Genomic DNA, 15802 nt, shown 5'->3' with positions numbered 1-15802 from the left:
CTTCTTGTTTTCTATAAAACTCTTTAATTGCTTCTTCCCAATACGTGTAATTACAGCTTGTTACGTTCATCGTTTCGCTCCTTCTTCATCATTTAAAACTCCACATTCTTCTATAAGGGCAGTGATATACTTTTCGAAATCTCCTCTTTTAATGGCCATTCTTCTTTTGGCTTTCCGGACCACATATTTCTCTTTAAATGACCTTGCAACACATATTCCTGAACTTAATTCCGAAGCACAATACATACATAAATATTTATCAAAATGAACTAAAAGCTTTATTCCTTCATGCTCACCAACGTATTTACCTTTGACTTCAGAGAAAGTGATAATCCATCCATGATCATAAGGGATTACAAATGTTCTTTGCTTCGCTTCTGCTAATAATTGAGTTACTTCAAACGTGCCATGCTGTGTATATTTCATTATTTTTCATCTCCTTTTAATAATTCTTTGTTTTCGTAGATATTTCCGATTACTTCTACCTCATCGCAACATGGAAGATACTGAAAATTACTACCGTAGTTTTCTTCACCATTTGTTGCTTTAAAATCCAATTCAGATTCGTCATAAATGACTACTCCAGTAAATAACTTTCCATCGTAGACCGTATCAACAACATCACCTTCATAAATCTCATTACCGTTTTTGTCTTTTAAATCTGTGTATTGCATGTATTTAAGATGATGTAAAATCTTAAATTCTTCTTCCTCTTCTGTTAAGTCATATGCAACAATACCGTTAGACTCTAGTCCAAAACTTATATTTCCTTCTTCACCGACGTAATACATTTCATCCTTCACGTTGTCCCATGCTCTAAACTTTATCTCTCTCATTCTCTCCATCCCCTTTTATCAATTCGAATAACTCCTGCTCCGACATCTCATAAAGCTGACGTCCTGTATTTTCTTCTTTATAAATCCCTTTATGTAGTAACACATCGATGTAGATTTGTTTCCTATCCATCTTTCCTCCTAGCTGATTTGCTTCTTCTTATATTTACGCGGTGGTTTTGTTGCTGCTTCATACGGATCCATCTTCCTTTTAACCCGTTGATAAAATGCTTTATTACTAATACCGTTTGCTTCCGCTAAAGGAATGTACTCTTCGAATCCTTTTGGTGCGGTAGCTGCGTGGTATGGCGTCATGCCGTTACGTTTCCTTCTATAGAAGGTTGATTCGCTAATCCCATTTTTCTCTGCTAATTTCAGTAACTTTGTATTCTTTTCCTGACCTTCCCAACTTGTTCCGACTGGAGTTGTTATTGCGCGTTCAACACTCCATCCACAATCTATCCTCTGATCTACGTTTTTCTTGCTAATTCCTATTTGTTCAGCTTTTTCATAGTCTTTTATAGTTGGGTTTGGTTGTCCGTCTTTATCTCTAACACTATATTTTTTAGTTGGGATAGTTGCAGCTTCGTAAGGCGTCCACACATGCCTTTTACTGAGTTTTATCCTTGCATAGAACGCTGAATAACTAATTCCGTTCAGTTGAGCTAACTCTATATACTTTTGATATTTTCTTTTAAATTCACCATGAATAGGTTTAGTGATTGCTTCTTTAATCGTTTTCTTTCCTGACCGAATTCGCTGATTTACATTAACCCTACTGATACCATTACGTTCTGCTATCTCGTATTGTTCATTGGTTGGTTTTTCATTGCTTTTCATTTCCTGACACCTTCTTTTTTCTCACCGGTTTTGTAGCTGCTTTATAATGTCCCCATTTACGTCTTAATCTGTCATTAAAAGTATTTGTATTTATACCGTTCTCTCTGGCTAATTTAAGCCACTTATGATTCTTTCCTTCATAATTATGTCTAACCGTTCCAGGTGGCGCTGTTAAGGCTTCTTCCAGTTCCCATTTATCCGTTCTATAGAGCCGATAGTATAATGTTTTTTTAGCTATTCCGTTAGCTGCTGCCCTTGCTCGTTCCTCATCGGTTAACCAACGATCTAAAGCCATTCTCTTTTTCCTCCTAATCCAATGCCATGATTTCATCTCTCGTACGGTCAGAACGAGTTATCCCAATCTTCTGAATACCTTTACCATGTTCTTTCACTGCTGCGCTCCACGCTTCGCTTTCCGTCTTAACATCGAACCAATCAATACGTTGCTTTTCTTCCTTGTCATAGAATTCCACAGCGTATGTCGTTATGACGGGTGTCTTCGCTAAGAATCGCTCTGATGTGCTTGTTGCTGCATAATCGAAACTCCCCACAACATCATCCAGTGTTAGTTGTTTCATGCTCCTAACCCCATTGGACGGGATTTAATTTCGTTCTTATCCGCTTGATCCATTATTAATGCTGCGATTTCTAATTGGTGTCTTCCCAGTTCTTTTGCAATTTCGATAATGTTTTTGTTCTCTTTCCACATTTCTTGCAATCGAATCACTTCGCTTTCATCAAACACCAGGTCCAGTTCTTCTAAAGCGATATACATGTTACGACGCGAATTCTTCATGTATTTCCTTTGCTGTGCTGCGATTGTGTAATTCTCCTTTTCCAAATCCGTTCCAAGTCTTGGCATCCCATTTCCCCTCCAGTTGTAATTGATGAATCGCTCTTAGTCTCGCCATAACGGCATGACGTTTTCTATCCACTTCTTCTGGCGTAATGTTTGCCGCTTCGCAAATACATGGCCCAATTTGATACATCCCTGTTCCAATGTCGTTCTGAATTACTCCCGTTCCGTTACATGCACACATTGTTATTCCCCCTTTTAAAATGGTTATTTTGTACTAATTGCATCCCAATCAAATGTTTCTAATATATTTAGTAATCGTTTCACTTTCGGCGCTCTCCATGCTGTCATAGCGTATGTGTGAGCTTTTGAAGTGTAATGATAATTATTTGTTTTAAGGTGGCTTTTAGCTTCTTCTTTTGTTAAAAACATCGTGTCAGGAACAATGAACTCTTCTTCTTTCACAAAAGCTGTATCAAAGTAACCGTCATCATTTAAATTGTTTTCTACATACTCCCATAACTCATCGAACCTCTCGTTCTCATCATTGATAAGTGCCAATAATTCTTCATCTTCCTCAATTTCTTCCTCGTAATAATCCTCCAAGAATTCTTTAAAATTACTAAACTTAGGAAACGCAACGTGATCGCCATCATTAAAGAAACGCTCCTCATACCCACTGTCATATTTCTCGTTTCCTGGAACAATTCGATAATCCTTAATAACCCAAAAGCGTGGTGATGCTTGGCAGTCGATTTCCTGCGTTTTAAATTCCTGCTGCAATTCTTTTAAAAATTGAATGTCCTTGTTCATTTCTTAATTCCCCCTTTTAAAATGGCAATGCCTTTCTTCTATAATCCTTTGTATCTTTGAAAACCAGCGCTTTAAAGTTATTGAAGATACGTGATACAATCCGTTCGTCATATGCGCCCTCTAAACGCTCTCCTGTAAGGTTTGTTGTGAAGATAGTAGATTTACCTTGCCTTCCATCGAAAACATCGAATAACACCCTATTAATGAAGTTTGTCGCTTTTGTATTGGCATCTAACGCACCTAACTCTGCTCCTAAATCATCGACTATTAATATTTCCGCTCTCACTAAGCTTCGAATGATCGCATCCTCAGTTAAGGAGGAATCTTTACTGAACGTACTTTTAATCTTCCGTAGTAATTCGCCGACTGTAACGAATACAACTGACTTTCCTGCTCCTGCAAGTTGATCTGCGATAGCATAAGCAAGATGTGTTTTCCCTGCTCCGCAATTTCCGGCCATAATCGTGTTAAACACCTTTTCGTTGAGATAATCCGTTGCGATGGCCTTTGCAAGTTCAAGGTTCTTCGCTCCTTCCTCGCTAGTAGGTTGGTAGTTATCAAAATTTGCTTTCTTAATATTGCTATCGGCAATCATGCTTTGCTGGTGGAACATGAATTTCTTCTCGTTCGCTTTATCCGCATCGTATTTCGCTTGTTCTTGTTGCTGAAGCTTCTTACTTTCGTTTTCAAGGAAGCAACGAGGGCAAACAACTTGTCCACCGAACTTCATCTTATTCATGCCATGCGTATCACAAACATCAGAATCCATAGTCATATTCACCTTTTTGGCTATATCGGTTGGTATTGCTGCCGCTGCTCTCTGCATTGCTTTTCGCTCCTTTTTTAGAATTCATTTGGATTGTTAGCTGATCGAACTTTTCACGTAGCTTTTTAGCAGATAAGATGTTCCCTTGCCAAAATGGATCCGCTTGGCACCAATCAATAACATCTTTAATCTCTTGTGGTTCTCTGTTATCACGTTCTCGCATTAATCTAAATTCATTTGCCCAATTATCGAAGTTTGGTTCTTTTTGCTTAGGATTGTTACCTTTAATTTTTTCAAACAAATACTTAGCCCCATTGGTGTCGCAAGTTTCAAACTTGTGACGGGAGGTCTTTTTTTCTTTTTCTTTTTCTTTTTCTTTTTCTTTTTCTTTTTCTTTTTCTTTTTCTTTTTGTCCCCGTATCGTGGACGTATCGTGGGACGTATCGTCAAGACCCGCATAAACACTGACTTTTTGTACTAACGAGATGTTTTCCGTTCGTTCTAACACCAGTCTTACTAACGATAAATCTTTAATACTTTTAAGCTCTTTTTTGATACAATCCTCAATTGGCTTACCACCTTTGTTAAGGTTGTATTTGCCCCAATTAAGTATGCAAAGTTCTCTTGTTTCTTCGTTATAAACCACCAAGTCATGATGATTAATGAAGCGATCTAATAAAGCTTTTGCACTTTCAATCGAGTAACCTAATTCAAAAGCCATTTGTTTTCTAGTTATCTGATAAACTCCAATTTGATTTGTGTGCTCGTTCGTCATTAGATAGAGATAAAAGTATTTATCCTCTGGTGTCATCTCTTCTGAAACTCTTGCATCTGACCAGAATGAAGTCTGTACGTGTCTGTATTTAGCCATTTAATTCACCTTCTTCATCCAACATTCATAACTCACTAAGTCTTCCATTCCTGTGAATCGAACCTTGTCTCTTCCTCTAAATTTACCTTCATGATGGAAAGTCTTTTCTGCTCTATACACTTTCTTGATTGGTGTTATATAGTCATAACCTCGTTTTTCTAAATCACGAACTGCTATTAACATTTCTTTCATTGATCCACGTCTCACAGGTACTTGGAACATCATGCATTCTCCCTTTCACAGATAGCAAATCCTTTCGATACTTTCAGGACCCTATAACCTGGGTAGCGTTTTGGATTTATATATTTCAGTACGTTTTGTTTCACTTCGTCTGTTGATTTGGCATCCTTCCAGCACCAAGCCGGAAGGAGTACCTTGCTTTGGGTATTGATCATTGTTCAAACACGATTTCTGATTGTCCATTATTTGCTGAATCCTCACTAGTTTCTTCTACTTCAATGAATTCCGGTTCTGCTGTAATATCCTTTCGAACCACTTCATCATGTTGTGCCTGTGTTTGAACTTCGATGCTAATTGGTAAGTATTTAAACATCGCTCTTACGACTGTTTTCTTTGCCATTTCTTCATAATCGCTTTTCCAAGGCCCGAAATCTTTTGATTTAGAACGTCCACGGCGCTTTTCAATCTCGCTCGTTGGCATGAACTCCATTTGGTATCCACCGTCTTTAAAATGAGCGACTGCGTAAGCTCCGATGAATGCTCCACGATCTCCAAATGAAGGTTTATGTGTCAATTTAGGATGTAACCCTAATTCGTATTCGAACTCGTCGTGTTCATACACTGCATGAGCGTAAATGCTTTGTATGTGACCTGAACGTCTTGCGAGGTCAATCATTCCTTTGTATCCAATAATGAATTGAACTTCTTTTATCCACTCAGGATTCTGCTTTGTTCCTGCATTTTTATTGAAAGGGAGTAAGTAGCAATGCCCTAGTAATCCTGGTTCTAATCCAAGCTGCACCGCTTGCATCACAGCCCCCATAAGAGAAGGTACAGTGCATTCTAATAGCGTTGGGTTAGTTCGTATCGTTGTAAGAGCTATACGGCTCATACGGTCCATATCCATGTGTTTCGGTAATACTTCTGCCATTCTTGGGCCCATTTTCTTCATATAAGCTTCAACTGTTTGCTCAGGGCTTGCAGGTTTATTTTCAGTACGGTTTGCTAATTGATTTTTAATAGATTCATTGTTTGCCATTTTTCATTTCCTCCTATTTAACTGTGAACTTTCTACTTTTAGATTCTTTTGAGTACTGCTTGTACAATTCCGGTTGTTCTTCTTTTAATCGTTTACTATCAATACGGTTAGCAATTTGTGTTTTCCAAGAAACCTTGTAGTTCTCTGTTTTCCCGACTTCATTTGAACCAAGTTTTTCTTTAATTTTGTTTTCATACTCGGTTTTTTGTTCTTCTAATACTTTAATTTCTTTATCCACTTGGTCACGAGCTTCTATTAATAGTTCAACCTCATTACCTAGCTCAATTTCGCTATCTTCAACCGAATCTGGATACATTTCTTTAAGTAATGTAGATGATGCATCGGACCCATCAAACATAGGAGGAATTCTTTTCTCAACGTGATTCAACCAAAAGTCTCTTTCTATATCGATTAAGTACTGGATGATGTCCTCATCACGATCAATCTTTTTATAGATGAACTTGTTACCACCAATTAGTACCGCAATCCACCACGCTTTATAGCCTGTAACAGCCATATAGTGTTGGCACTGTAGAAGATAAGATGCTGGAATTTCTTCGCCTTCCCATTCTTTCTTTAAGTATTCAGATGCTGTTTTACACTCAAGTCCTATCTTTTCACCAACAACAAGCCTGTCCACGTTTGCAAGCATCCAAGGATAATCAGGATGTTGTAAGATTGCGTTGCATGTTCTAACTTTCAAATCCGTTCGTTTACTGAATTCTTCTGCTACAATTTCTTCTAAAACGTTACCGAAGTATGCTGCTTCACTTGGTAATTGGTCTTTAACAATTTCACTTGTTTTGTCGTAATAAACTCCAATTGGAGAACTCCATTTATTTAAACCTGCAATAGCTGCTGCATCAGAACCACCGATACCTGCTTTTCTTGCTTCTAGCCATTGTTCATGGACCATATCTTCAGTTGTTATAAGTACATTCGCTTCCATCTTATTCACCTGCTACTTTCTCTGTAGAATGAGATTTTACATATTGAGTAATGCACTCTGTTTCTGCGTGTAGGTAATCACCACCGAAGTCCAAGCAACTTTCTCCGTAGTAGATCTCACCCTCACATCCGCAACAAAGTTCAATGAAGTCTCTCGCTGATGAATCATGGCTATTTCCGTAAGTGATTGGATTTTCAATCATTTCCACATTCCTCCTTATTTACTTAGAAGAAACGACCGTGTTATAATAGAGTTTCAATATATTGCGTCATTTCTTCAAAAAGAGTCGATTATTAGGCGTAGTCGGCTCTTTTTATTTTGTTTTAATTCCTTTTCCCCAACATTTATAGATAGGGATAATTGGCATAAATTCGATGATGTCAACCTTCCATTCAGGCGGTTCACCTTCAAAACGACTTTCCACTTCATAATGTTCAAATCTGCATAAGTACTTGTTTCCTTCTAAATCATTGCAATATGTTGGTTCGAAACACGGTGACATCTTAATTCTCCTTTCTTGATGCTTTCGAGCATCGGAATATCCAGGAACCCATTTGCTAGGTGGGGAATACCGTTAGATTCCTGAATATTCCGACAAGCGAAGGCTTGTCCTATTTAGCTAGAGTGATATACTTCTTATGTGCTTCCTCAACCTTATCTGCGCTGTTATGTATTCCTCTAGCCCTTAAATCCTTTATGATCCACGAGAGTTTCTTTTGTTCGTATTCATCTCGCTGCTCTTTATTTGTCATCTTCAAGCCATCCTGCTTTCTTTGCTGCAACATCTACTCGGTGCACTAAGTATGTTGATAAACATATAGCTAACGCGACAATTATCAGGGATAGTGAGCTTTACATTATTTACATCGCTCCTTCCATCGGTCTTTCTGGCGGATACCATCCAGACACAAATTTCATAGCGTTCTGATAATATTTACGTGGGATCTTATCGTATTTAGCAACTCCAAAGTGTTTCTTCAATGCTCCGTACACGGCTTGGTATGATGCATTGTCGTAACCTTCTTCTTTTAGTTCAAATACACGACGTTTTACTTTTCGTTGTACAGCTTCTTTGTTTTGTTCTGTTAGCCAAACCTCATTATCTACAAGATGTTTCACTTTGCTCAGTTCCTCATCTGTATGATCTTGTCTCGTTTTAAGTTGTTTTAACTCCGTCATACTGTGAATCACTGCATCTTCTATTGAAATAGGTTGTTGCTGTATTTTTTGGATGTGTTCTTTCATTCGTTTGAATTCATTTAGAAACTTAATTTTCATCTTCATCGCTTCAGGTGTTATGTAGCTCATTGCGACAATTGCGAATGCATCCTCTGTTAAGTTGTATTTGTCATACCATTGTTTATTTTGCGGCTGTTGATATTGGGTCTCCCCAAAGTTGGTGATACCCCATTGTTGTTCGCCTGCTTCAAGTAGTTTTTCAATTTGAATTTCGATGTCCCTCATCACATGATCGTGACGCTTACCAAACATTTGAGAAATTGTTAAACTGTCGGTTACTACTTTGTTCCCTTCTGTAAAGACAAACTCACTTACTGGATGTTGCAGAACTTGTAATTGATTCATTTCCGTTCCTCCTTATTTGTTTTTCTTTTGAGACGTCTCATTTTGAGACCTATGAGTCAAAAAAATATACTATTTTATCAACTCATCGATTGTTACTTCATACAGATTCGCTAATAGAGATAATCTATGTAAGTTAGGTTCACGTTTTCCCGTTTCAACTTGTGAATACGAATTCCTGCTCGTATAACCTATTGTTTTAGCTACTTCAACCTGCGTGAAACCTTTAGAAAGTCTAAGCTCTCTTATTTTTTCAGTGTTCAATTTCATTCGGTATCACCCTTTGTTCGTTTCGTTGTTTTGAGTATAACATAGGGAGTCTCATTTTGAGAACCCCTAATTTTAAAAAATATAAAAATTTTTATGATCTCTGTTATTTCACTAAAAAGTGTTGTCATTTTGAGAACATTTTTGTTAAATTTAATAATAAGGGAAGATTTCATATCATTAGTAAGATTAGAATTACTAATAAATATTAAGGTGATTAAAAACAATGGATTATAAACTAATTAGTAGACGAGTTAAGGAAATAAGGACAGATATACTTAAACTTAGCCAAAGAGAATTTGCTGAAGCATTAGGTATGCAAAGTAGATCAGCAGTATCAATGTGGGAAAATGAAGAAAGTGAAAAATGCCCATCTAAAAAGATGAGCTTGGAAATTGCCAGAATATCAAACGTTTCTGTATCTTATGTATTAGGTGAATCGGATGAGAAAGACCCTAATATTACAGCAAAAGATGAATTAGAAGACCTTATGTCTCAAATAAGAACAAAAAACCCCGAAAAACAAAAAGAACTTTTAGAAATAATAAGAAACCTTGTTAAAATATCGGGCGATTGATAGCTTTAGATGCTACCAATCGCTTCTTTTATTTTTAATAACATTTCATATGATATTGAGTCCCCTGTGTGCGCTGCACTCACAATATCGCTTAACGCCGTATTGATTTCTATTTCTACACTTTCAACTTGTACTTTCTCCATCCTCAACATCCTCCAATAACTTCATATTAGTTTGTGAATCTTTCACATACGGAACGGTTTTGCAAATTTGTCAAAAAGCGTTCCACCCTCTAAAAGCACGAATGACACTATCGCAATGATAGTGTCATTCTTTATATCTATTTAATTAACCACCGGCTCCACCAGGATCAACTCGCATATATACTTCAGGTGCTTTAGCTTCTTCGACTTGTTGTGCATCTGTTGTTTGTACAATAGCGAAAGAAAAACACGCTACAGCAACCATTGCTAAAATCGATTTAATGATCTTTGACTTCAATCATTTCACCACCTTTATTTATACCTCGATTATATCATTTTAAGGATTGTTTCGGTAGAGAAATATAGAAAAAATCACCTGTTTTTTCAAATTTTTCTATGGACTTTTCGAAGTATTTTTTGTCTCCAGTAGCAAGACCTTTATAATATTCTTGGAATGCCGAAAGACATCCGTTTTCACGTTCGATTTTTTCTAGAATCGCAATTGCTTCACTCTTTCGATTTGTTTTAATGTACAAAAAGGCTAATTCAGCATCATGATAAGTCTGGACTAGATCCAATTCTTTTCCCCAGTGAAGTCTAAGGAAATCTAATGTATTTTCTAAGACTCTCTTCCTGATAACTAACTTTTTATTTGTAGGGTTACGAAGCAACGACAACCCACGTTGCAAAAACGATTTAGATGTTTCGAAATCAGTTAACGAATAAGATTCAGCAAGGATACAATATGCATTCGCTGTCGTTCCGATATACAGGTTATCTTTATCATTTATGATTTCTTTGCACAGTGATCTTGCTAACTCTAAGTTATTTGTCCGATGGTTACTAGATGCTTTCATTTCTTTTGCTCGTATCGAGAAAGAATGAGCTAAAGAACTATTCTTTATATTTTCAATGCACCCTGTTAACTCTTGAGTGTACTCCAAAACCATTTGGTAATTTTTATAATCTAAAAATGAGTAAATCAATGCGAAATCAGAAACAATTCGAAGTTCATTACTTGTGATTTTCTTTTCTTTTCTTTTTCCTTCAATTCGTTTATGGAAATCTTTTTTAGTAATCTCTTCTCCACTTCGTTGATGTAGTAAATCATATACCTCTGCTAACTGTTTATTAACTCGATTAGATGATGTTAACGCCCTCTCCACTAAGCCTTTCTGTAATGTAAGTTCTCCATATAAGTTTAAAAACTCCATACCTAGCCTGATGTTTTTTGGAGACATATTCCGAGAAAACAACTGGATATAACTCCTTCTTAAGTTCACATCATTAGGGTAAAGTATTTGTAAAACCCTTACGAAATCAACGAAATCAAATTCTCTTTTATTTGATAACATTTCATTTGTTTTAGTATGACTTACATCAAGTATTACAGATAATTGTCTGTTACTTATTTTTTGAGAATATAAATCATCATTAATTTTAGCCAAAACACTTTGCACAGTATTTGTCCCCCTTGTGGAACAAAAAAGACACGTTACCCCTAGTAGTTTTTAACATTTTAAGGAAAACGTGTCATTGCATCTGTGTTGTATGCTATAATATGTATGTATAAGACTTATGACAAGTGTTTTCCCTACCTGCTTTAGGGAGGACGGTGTAAGGGTTCTCGCAAAAACACTTACACAGTTATGAGTCTTTTTTGCGTCCGATTTAGTTATTACCATAATAACACAACTTTCCCAATATTCAGTCCTATGATTATCTGATTTTTATTGAGAAAGTTAGGAAAACGCTATATATCAACGTTTCCCTTATGAAAAAAATCTTACATAAAAATACCCATATGCATATTTTACCACTAAACAAACATTTGTTCTATACGTTTTTTATACGTTTTGAAATCCAACATTTTGTTTGTTTTTTGTTTATAAACTAATCGTTTTATCCAAATATATACCATTTAATGCCTGCATTCGATTATAATTGTCCAATATTAGACAGGGCGGTGCATTACATTGCTTGGAGAACGATTAATTTATTTTCGAAAGAAACAAGGTTTGTCTCAAAATGACGTAGCCGTCTATTTGAATGTTGCTCGTTCAACATATACAAATTGGGAAGGCAATCGTGCTGAACCAGATCTTTCAACGCTCATAAAAATTAGCGATCTTTATAATATTTCTTTGGATAACCTGGTAGGTAGAACATATCGTATGCCACCACAATTTGAAGTGATTTTGGATCAGATATCCAATTTAGACACCGAACCACAAAAGAAGGCTTTAAATCTGTTAGTTGAATACACTTATTTGATTAAGAAGTATTTTATGTAGTTCATCACACCTTCCAGTTCACTACATAATAAGTTTCAATCGTGTTTACTATACTAAACTACTTAAAGCGGTCAAAAGTGAAATATGAAGCGTTACAGCGCCTTATATTTCGAGTCGTAATTTGGTGTTGTATATCTGTTGATTACATCATAAAAGAAAGTTTTTCCAATATCTAGAGGTAAAATTTGACATTATTTGACCATTCTTACCAGCGAGGGCCCCGGCTCTCTTTTTTTATTTTCATTCGACATAATATGACAATATATTTATAACCGGATTTGTTATGATTGGTTGAGAAATCTTACATTTGATCATAGGAGGAAATACATAATGGGTAAATTCTTTAAGTTTGGGTGTTTAGGGGTAATAGCGATTGTCGTTATCATCTTTATTGCTGCGGTTGTTGATGGTAGTAATGATCCAAAGGAGAAAGCATCTACTGAATCAAAACAAGAAACGAAAAGAGATGCTCCAAAGAAAGAAAAAGAAGCTAAAAAAGAGGAACCAAAAGAACTTTCTAAAGAAGGGGAATCCTCAAACGTTAAAATTACTGTTGGATCTGTTGAAACTTTAGAGTCAGTTGGAACAGAATATGTAAACGAAAAAGCTCAAGGGGTCTTTAAAATTGTTGAATTAACACTTACAAACAATCAAAAAGATGCAATTACATTAAGTAGTAATAGCTTTAAATTAGTCGATAATCAAGGTCGTGAGTTTTCAACTAGCTCTGCTGCTCAAATTAAGTTAAACGTTGCGAATGGCGGTAACTCTAAATTCTTGTTAGAAAAATTAAATCCTGGACTATCACAAACAGGGAAAATAGTATTTGATGTACCTAAAGATGTACAAGGATTGGCATTAAAGGCTCGCGGTGGTCTAGCAGGGAAAGAAATTACATTAAAAGTGGAATAGCAAAAAGGCACTCGAAAGAGTGCTTTTATTTCACTCTCTGACATAAATAAAATAGGATGTGTTTAATTAAAATATACTATTTATTAAACGCATCGTTAAGAAGGGGAGAACACAATGGGTGCAATGGTAGGGGTATTGTATGGATTAGTATCTTCAAACTTTTTTTGGGGTTATATTATACCTGCATGTATTGTCTACTGGGGAGTAAATAATAAAGATGTAATGTGGGGGAAGGACTCCTACGACAAAGGCATGAGGCAACGTGAGTGGGCATTTGTAATAATTCCTTATGTAAACTTTTTTGTAAGCTTATTCTTTATTGGTCTGTTCGTGTTAAAAGGAATTTTTTGGTTGCTTGAAGGGTTTTTAGATGATAAAAGAAATCGTTTTTAACGATTGTATAAAAACACATGAGGAATAGAATCTTGATAAGGAAAGTACAAACAGTTTTTTGAAATTATATGCCTTATTTAAGATGGTTCAAGTCGGAGTAAGGCACCTTAGGGTGTCTTTTCTTTATAAAAAAGACGCATAAAGCGCCCCTTTTCCCATTCTATAATTAATCCATTTGTTGTAATGCCTCTTTGCGTAACAATTCATAAGTGAATATAGCCCATCTACCATTAGGCAACTTAAAAATAATTTCATCACCATTATCTATCATATAATCCATTACAGTTTGACCATCAGCTAAATCTTCTGCCGAAACTTCACCCATCTCTAATAAGGTCTCAATAATCGCTTCATTAGTTTGATCTTCAATAAAGAGATGTTTAAAAATAGCCTCATCGTTTTCAAATAACATTATATCTTCCCAATCCACTATAGTAAGATTACATTCAAAGTGATTAGAAATCTCTGCAATATCCTCTTCAGTAAAACCTAAATCCATAATTTCAAAATCCAATAACATATTCAATCCCCTCTTCTATTAATTAATCTAATAATAGGATAACACCCTCATATCAGTTTTTGTTGACGTAAAAATAAACTTATCTAAATAAATTTCACGTACTATATCTAATTGATAAAACCAAATTCAGAAATAGAACATATTCTAACAGTCCCCTAACATAATAAAAACCCCCTAAATAGGAGGTTCGTAATTAAATAGTTAAACAATGCAAATAACTATTGCTTTAAAAGGACAGGGATGGGACACCTACTAGCAAGCCCATATAACTATGCTTTAAAGAGACAGGAGTGGGACATTATATTTCTTTTTTTAATCTTGCAACTACTGATTTAGATAACCCTGTTGCTTCTGCTATCTTTCTGATAGATGCCGTTGGATCTTTTCTTATTATTTTTTTTATAGTTTCTAACTTTGTGTTTTTATCATCAAACAATTTCTTTGAATATTCATCTTGACTTACTGATCCACGCGCTTTTCGTTTTCTTAATTTATCTCTACGCTTAATCTCTTCAGAATCAATCAAGGTATCCATAATTTCAAGCTCTTTTTCCGTCAATTTAATATCTAACTTCTTAAAAATCGTCTCTGTTTTCATTGGTTTTATTAAACCGTATGGTAGTCCTTGTTTATTGAAGTTGTTAGATGCAAACGCATCAAAAAATGCAATCGCGTCTTTGTACGCATCTTTTGCTGTCCGTTCTATTTCTTTTCGTTTTTGCGGTTCTTTGAACTTATCATTTAATTGAAACGTCATTTCAAGCGTCGCTGCTTGGTTTTTAACGATTAAAGCTGTAGTGAAGGCATAAATGTATGTCATGTCGTGCCTGTGCTCTATTTCGCCGTTTCTGAGCATTACAATCTTCTCTAAATCTGATTTCCTTTTTGTATTTAAACTATAAAGATTCATTACACCTTTTTGAGAAGGTAATGTTGAAAGTGAACCTTTTTTACTTGGTTTTGATCGTCTTGGTCTTTTCTTTTCTAAAGGCGGTACATAATCATATAATTCCTGTAAATCATGCTCACGTCTTGTCCAAATTTCTAGTTCTATTTGCTTGCCTGTTTTGCTATGAGTCGTATATGGCATGCGTAAAACCCTTGAAAGGTCACTGCATGATCCGTCGGCTCCTAACGGCATTAACATCTTTATGAAATGATTTGTTATGTACTGTGATAAAAATGCCATTTGCGGAGCCGCTCCACCTTGTACAGTGTAAATCAGCTGCATTCCTCTTCCGTACATTACAAGGTTTGGACATGGTAACAACCCTTCAGCGATACAATCTTGTAAATTTCGAATCACGTACTCTTTTGAAATATCCAACTTGTAAAAATCTAAATCCACGCCAATGTTTCTTATTTGCTTTAAATCCGTCGCTTTCCTACTTCCGAATGTGAAACTATTCAGAGATAGATAAAAGTCCTTATTTGAAGGATTAGACATATTCGAAAGAGTTTTAACATCATTCGTACCTATCCATAATTGCTTTTTCTCGCTACCGCTCAAATCTAAAACGGCTATATATCCACTTTTTTTATACTCTGATAAATAGCATTCATGCCACTCATCAATAAATGTTTCCTGTGATTGCCGTACAGCTAACACAAATAGACCTCCTTAGAGAATAAAAGGAAGTCACACAAGAGTATAAAAGTATTTACCTTATTGTTTAAATTTGATATCATAGAGACATAAATTAATTAACAACAGGGTACACACCTTGTGTAACTTATTGGAGGGTTTATTCTCAAACTTTGGTCGGGGAGAGAATAGGCCCTTTGTCCATTTATTCGATTGTTTTCTACATTTATTGTAACGCAAGATTAATAGAGATACAAGGACAGACGACAAGCATTGCGTTTGTCTTTTTTTATGTAATCATGCAGGGAAAGGCTTGTTATTAAAGAATTTATTAGCATCATGTTAAATTGACAAAAACAAAATGATATGTTTTTATTTTGTTATTATTAAATCTACATAAAGATAATGTATAAATTACATTACGTTAATATTAACGTTAACAT

28 protein-coding genes are annotated in these 15802 nt (G+C 35.6%); 4 read left to right on the top strand and 24 right to left on the bottom strand.

The window, feature by feature from the left end:
* Positions 1-66 precede the first annotated feature (66 nt).
* The 19 genes from KI356_RS04965 to KI356_RS04875 form a co-directional block, all read right to left on the bottom strand.
* Complete coding sequence (locus KI356_RS04965) at positions 67-426, bottom strand: hypothetical protein (protein ID WP_212934923.1); 360 nt, start codon at positions 424-426, stop codon at positions 67-69.
* Positions 426-836: a YopX family protein gene (locus KI356_RS04960; RefSeq protein WP_212934922.1), complete on the bottom strand. Its 411-nt coding sequence runs from the start codon at positions 834-836 to the stop codon at positions 426-428. The genes KI356_RS04965 and KI356_RS04960 overlap by 1 nt, the downstream gene beginning before the upstream one ends.
* A complete protein-coding gene (locus KI356_RS04955) occupies positions 817-966 on the bottom strand; it encodes a Fur-regulated basic protein FbpA (protein WP_212934921.1) in 150 nt (49 codons plus the stop codon). Before KI356_RS04955 ends, KI356_RS04960 begins: the two co-directional genes overlap by 20 nt.
* Before the next feature lie 8 nt (positions 967-974).
* The gene (locus KI356_RS28460) at positions 975-1409 is read right to left on the bottom strand and encodes a hypothetical protein (protein WP_212934971.1); all 435 of its coding nucleotides are present in this window, start codon (positions 1407-1409) and stop codon (positions 975-977) included.
* 250 nt (positions 1410-1659) lie between these two features.
* Positions 1660-1968 (bottom strand): hypothetical protein, encoded by a 309-nt coding sequence (locus KI356_RS04945; protein ID WP_212934920.1) that lies wholly within the window; start codon positions 1966-1968, stop codon positions 1660-1662.
* Between the two features lie 13 nt (positions 1969-1981).
* Complete coding sequence (locus tag KI356_RS04940) at positions 1982-2251, bottom strand: hypothetical protein (RefSeq protein ID WP_212934919.1); 270 nt, start codon at positions 2249-2251, stop codon at positions 1982-1984.
* Positions 2248-2535: a helix-turn-helix domain containing protein gene (locus KI356_RS04935; RefSeq protein ID WP_098810639.1), complete on the bottom strand. Its 288-nt coding sequence runs from the start codon at positions 2533-2535 to the stop codon at positions 2248-2250. The genes KI356_RS04940 and KI356_RS04935 overlap by 4 nt, the downstream gene beginning before the upstream one ends.
* The gene (locus KI356_RS04930; RefSeq protein ID WP_212934918.1) at positions 2450-2713 is read right to left on the bottom strand and encodes a hypothetical protein; all 264 of its coding nucleotides are present in this window, start codon (positions 2711-2713) and stop codon (positions 2450-2452) included. The genes KI356_RS04935 and KI356_RS04930 overlap by 86 nt, the downstream gene beginning before the upstream one ends.
* A 23-nt stretch (positions 2714-2736) precedes the next feature.
* On the bottom strand, positions 2737-3282 hold the full coding sequence (locus tag KI356_RS04925; protein WP_212934917.1) for a hypothetical protein: 546 nt from the start codon (positions 3280-3282) through the stop codon (positions 2737-2739).
* A 16-nt stretch (positions 3283-3298) separates the two neighbouring features.
* Positions 3299-4057 (bottom strand): ATP-binding protein, encoded by a 759-nt coding sequence (locus KI356_RS04920; RefSeq protein WP_212934970.1) that lies wholly within the window; start codon positions 4055-4057, stop codon positions 3299-3301.
* Positions 4041-4919 (bottom strand): phage replication protein O, encoded by an 879-nt coding sequence (locus KI356_RS04915; protein ID WP_212934916.1) that lies wholly within the window; start codon positions 4917-4919, stop codon positions 4041-4043. Before KI356_RS04915 ends, KI356_RS04920 begins: the two co-directional genes overlap by 17 nt.
* Positions 4920-5141 (bottom strand): hypothetical protein, encoded by a 222-nt coding sequence (locus tag KI356_RS04910; protein ID WP_212934915.1) that lies wholly within the window; start codon positions 5139-5141, stop codon positions 4920-4922.
* Between the two features lie 169 nt (positions 5142-5310).
* Complete coding sequence (gene recT, locus KI356_RS04905; RefSeq protein ID WP_212934914.1) at positions 5311-6138, bottom strand: recombination protein RecT; 828 nt, start codon at positions 6136-6138, stop codon at positions 5311-5313.
* A 13-nt stretch (positions 6139-6151) separates the two neighbouring features.
* Positions 6152-7087, bottom strand: coding sequence for a YqaJ viral recombinase family nuclease (locus KI356_RS04900; protein ID WP_212934913.1), 936 nt, complete (start codon positions 7085-7087; stop codon positions 6152-6154).
* Between the two features lies 1 nt (position 7088).
* Positions 7089-7289, bottom strand: a complete 201-nt coding sequence (locus tag KI356_RS04895; RefSeq protein WP_212934912.1) for a hypothetical protein — start codon at positions 7287-7289, stop codon at positions 7089-7091.
* 111 nt (positions 7290-7400) lie between these two features.
* Positions 7401-7589 carry a hypothetical protein gene (locus KI356_RS04890; protein ID WP_212934911.1) on the bottom strand — a complete coding sequence of 63 codons (189 nt, stop codon included), beginning with the start codon at positions 7587-7589 and terminating at the stop codon, positions 7401-7403.
* 109 nt (positions 7590-7698) lie between these two features.
* A complete protein-coding gene (locus KI356_RS04885; protein WP_212934910.1) occupies positions 7699-7839 on the bottom strand; it encodes a hypothetical protein in 141 nt (46 codons plus the stop codon).
* A gap of 109 nt (positions 7840-7948) precedes the next feature.
* The gene (locus tag KI356_RS04880) at positions 7949-8671 is read right to left on the bottom strand and encodes a Rha family transcriptional regulator (RefSeq protein WP_212934909.1); all 723 of its coding nucleotides are present in this window, start codon (positions 8669-8671) and stop codon (positions 7949-7951) included.
* A 69-nt stretch (positions 8672-8740) separates the two neighbouring features.
* Positions 8741-8938, bottom strand: a complete 198-nt coding sequence (locus KI356_RS04875; RefSeq protein WP_212934908.1) for a helix-turn-helix domain-containing protein — start codon at positions 8936-8938, stop codon at positions 8741-8743.
* Between the two features lie 223 nt (positions 8939-9161).
* On the opposite strand from KI356_RS04875, the gene KI356_RS04870 reads away from it, so the two are divergent.
* A complete protein-coding gene (locus KI356_RS04870) occupies positions 9162-9512 on the top strand; it encodes a helix-turn-helix domain-containing protein (RefSeq protein WP_212934907.1) in 351 nt (116 codons plus the stop codon).
* Between the two features lie 5 nt (positions 9513-9517).
* Here the strand turns inward: KI356_RS04870 and KI356_RS04865 are convergent, their stop codons facing one another.
* The 3 genes from KI356_RS04865 to KI356_RS04855 all read right to left on the bottom strand — a co-directional run bounded on the left by KI356_RS04865 (position 9518) and on the right by KI356_RS04855 (position 11115).
* A complete protein-coding gene (locus KI356_RS04865) occupies positions 9518-9655 on the bottom strand; it encodes a hypothetical protein (protein ID WP_212934906.1) in 138 nt (45 codons plus the stop codon).
* Between the two features lie 145 nt (positions 9656-9800).
* The gene (locus tag KI356_RS04860) at positions 9801-9953 is read right to left on the bottom strand and encodes a hypothetical protein (RefSeq protein WP_212934905.1); all 153 of its coding nucleotides are present in this window, start codon (positions 9951-9953) and stop codon (positions 9801-9803) included.
* Between the two features lie 34 nt (positions 9954-9987).
* Positions 9988-11115 carry an AimR family lysis-lysogeny pheromone receptor gene (locus tag KI356_RS04855; protein WP_212934904.1) on the bottom strand — a complete coding sequence of 376 codons (1128 nt, stop codon included), beginning with the start codon at positions 11113-11115 and terminating at the stop codon, positions 9988-9990.
* 516 nt (positions 11116-11631) lie between these two features.
* On the opposite strand from KI356_RS04855, the gene KI356_RS04850 reads away from it, so the two are divergent.
* The 3 genes from KI356_RS04850 (at position 11632) to KI356_RS04840 (ending at position 13254) form a co-directional block, all read left to right on the top strand.
* Positions 11632-11949 (top strand): helix-turn-helix domain-containing protein, encoded by a 318-nt coding sequence (locus tag KI356_RS04850; RefSeq protein ID WP_212934903.1) that lies wholly within the window; start codon positions 11632-11634, stop codon positions 11947-11949.
* A 330-nt stretch (positions 11950-12279) separates the two neighbouring features.
* On the top strand, positions 12280-12861 hold the full coding sequence (locus KI356_RS04845; RefSeq protein ID WP_212934902.1) for a DUF4352 domain-containing protein: 582 nt from the start codon (positions 12280-12282) through the stop codon (positions 12859-12861).
* 114 nt (positions 12862-12975) lie between these two features.
* Positions 12976-13254 carry a hypothetical protein gene (locus tag KI356_RS04840; RefSeq protein ID WP_212934901.1) on the top strand — a complete coding sequence of 93 codons (279 nt, stop codon included), beginning with the start codon at positions 12976-12978 and terminating at the stop codon, positions 13252-13254.
* A 166-nt stretch (positions 13255-13420) separates the two neighbouring features.
* Here the strand turns inward: KI356_RS04840 and KI356_RS04835 are convergent, their stop codons facing one another.
* Together KI356_RS04835 and KI356_RS04830 are read right to left on the bottom strand one after the other, a co-directional pair.
* Positions 13421-13774 (bottom strand): hypothetical protein, encoded by a 354-nt coding sequence (locus KI356_RS04835; RefSeq protein ID WP_212934900.1) that lies wholly within the window; start codon positions 13772-13774, stop codon positions 13421-13423.
* A 298-nt stretch (positions 13775-14072) separates the two neighbouring features.
* On the bottom strand, positions 14073-15383 hold the full coding sequence (locus KI356_RS04830; protein ID WP_212934899.1) for an Lrp/AsnC family transcriptional regulator: 1311 nt from the start codon (positions 15381-15383) through the stop codon (positions 14073-14075).
* Positions 15384-15802 lie beyond the last annotated feature (419 nt).

The sequence above is a fragment of the Bacillus hominis genome (assembly GCF_018332515.1).
Lineage (GTDB): Bacteria > Bacillota > Bacilli > Bacillales > Bacillaceae_G > Bacillus_A > Bacillus_A hominis.
Note: the sequence above shows the minus strand (reverse complement) of the source record. Positions and strands in the feature narration are given on the sequence as shown.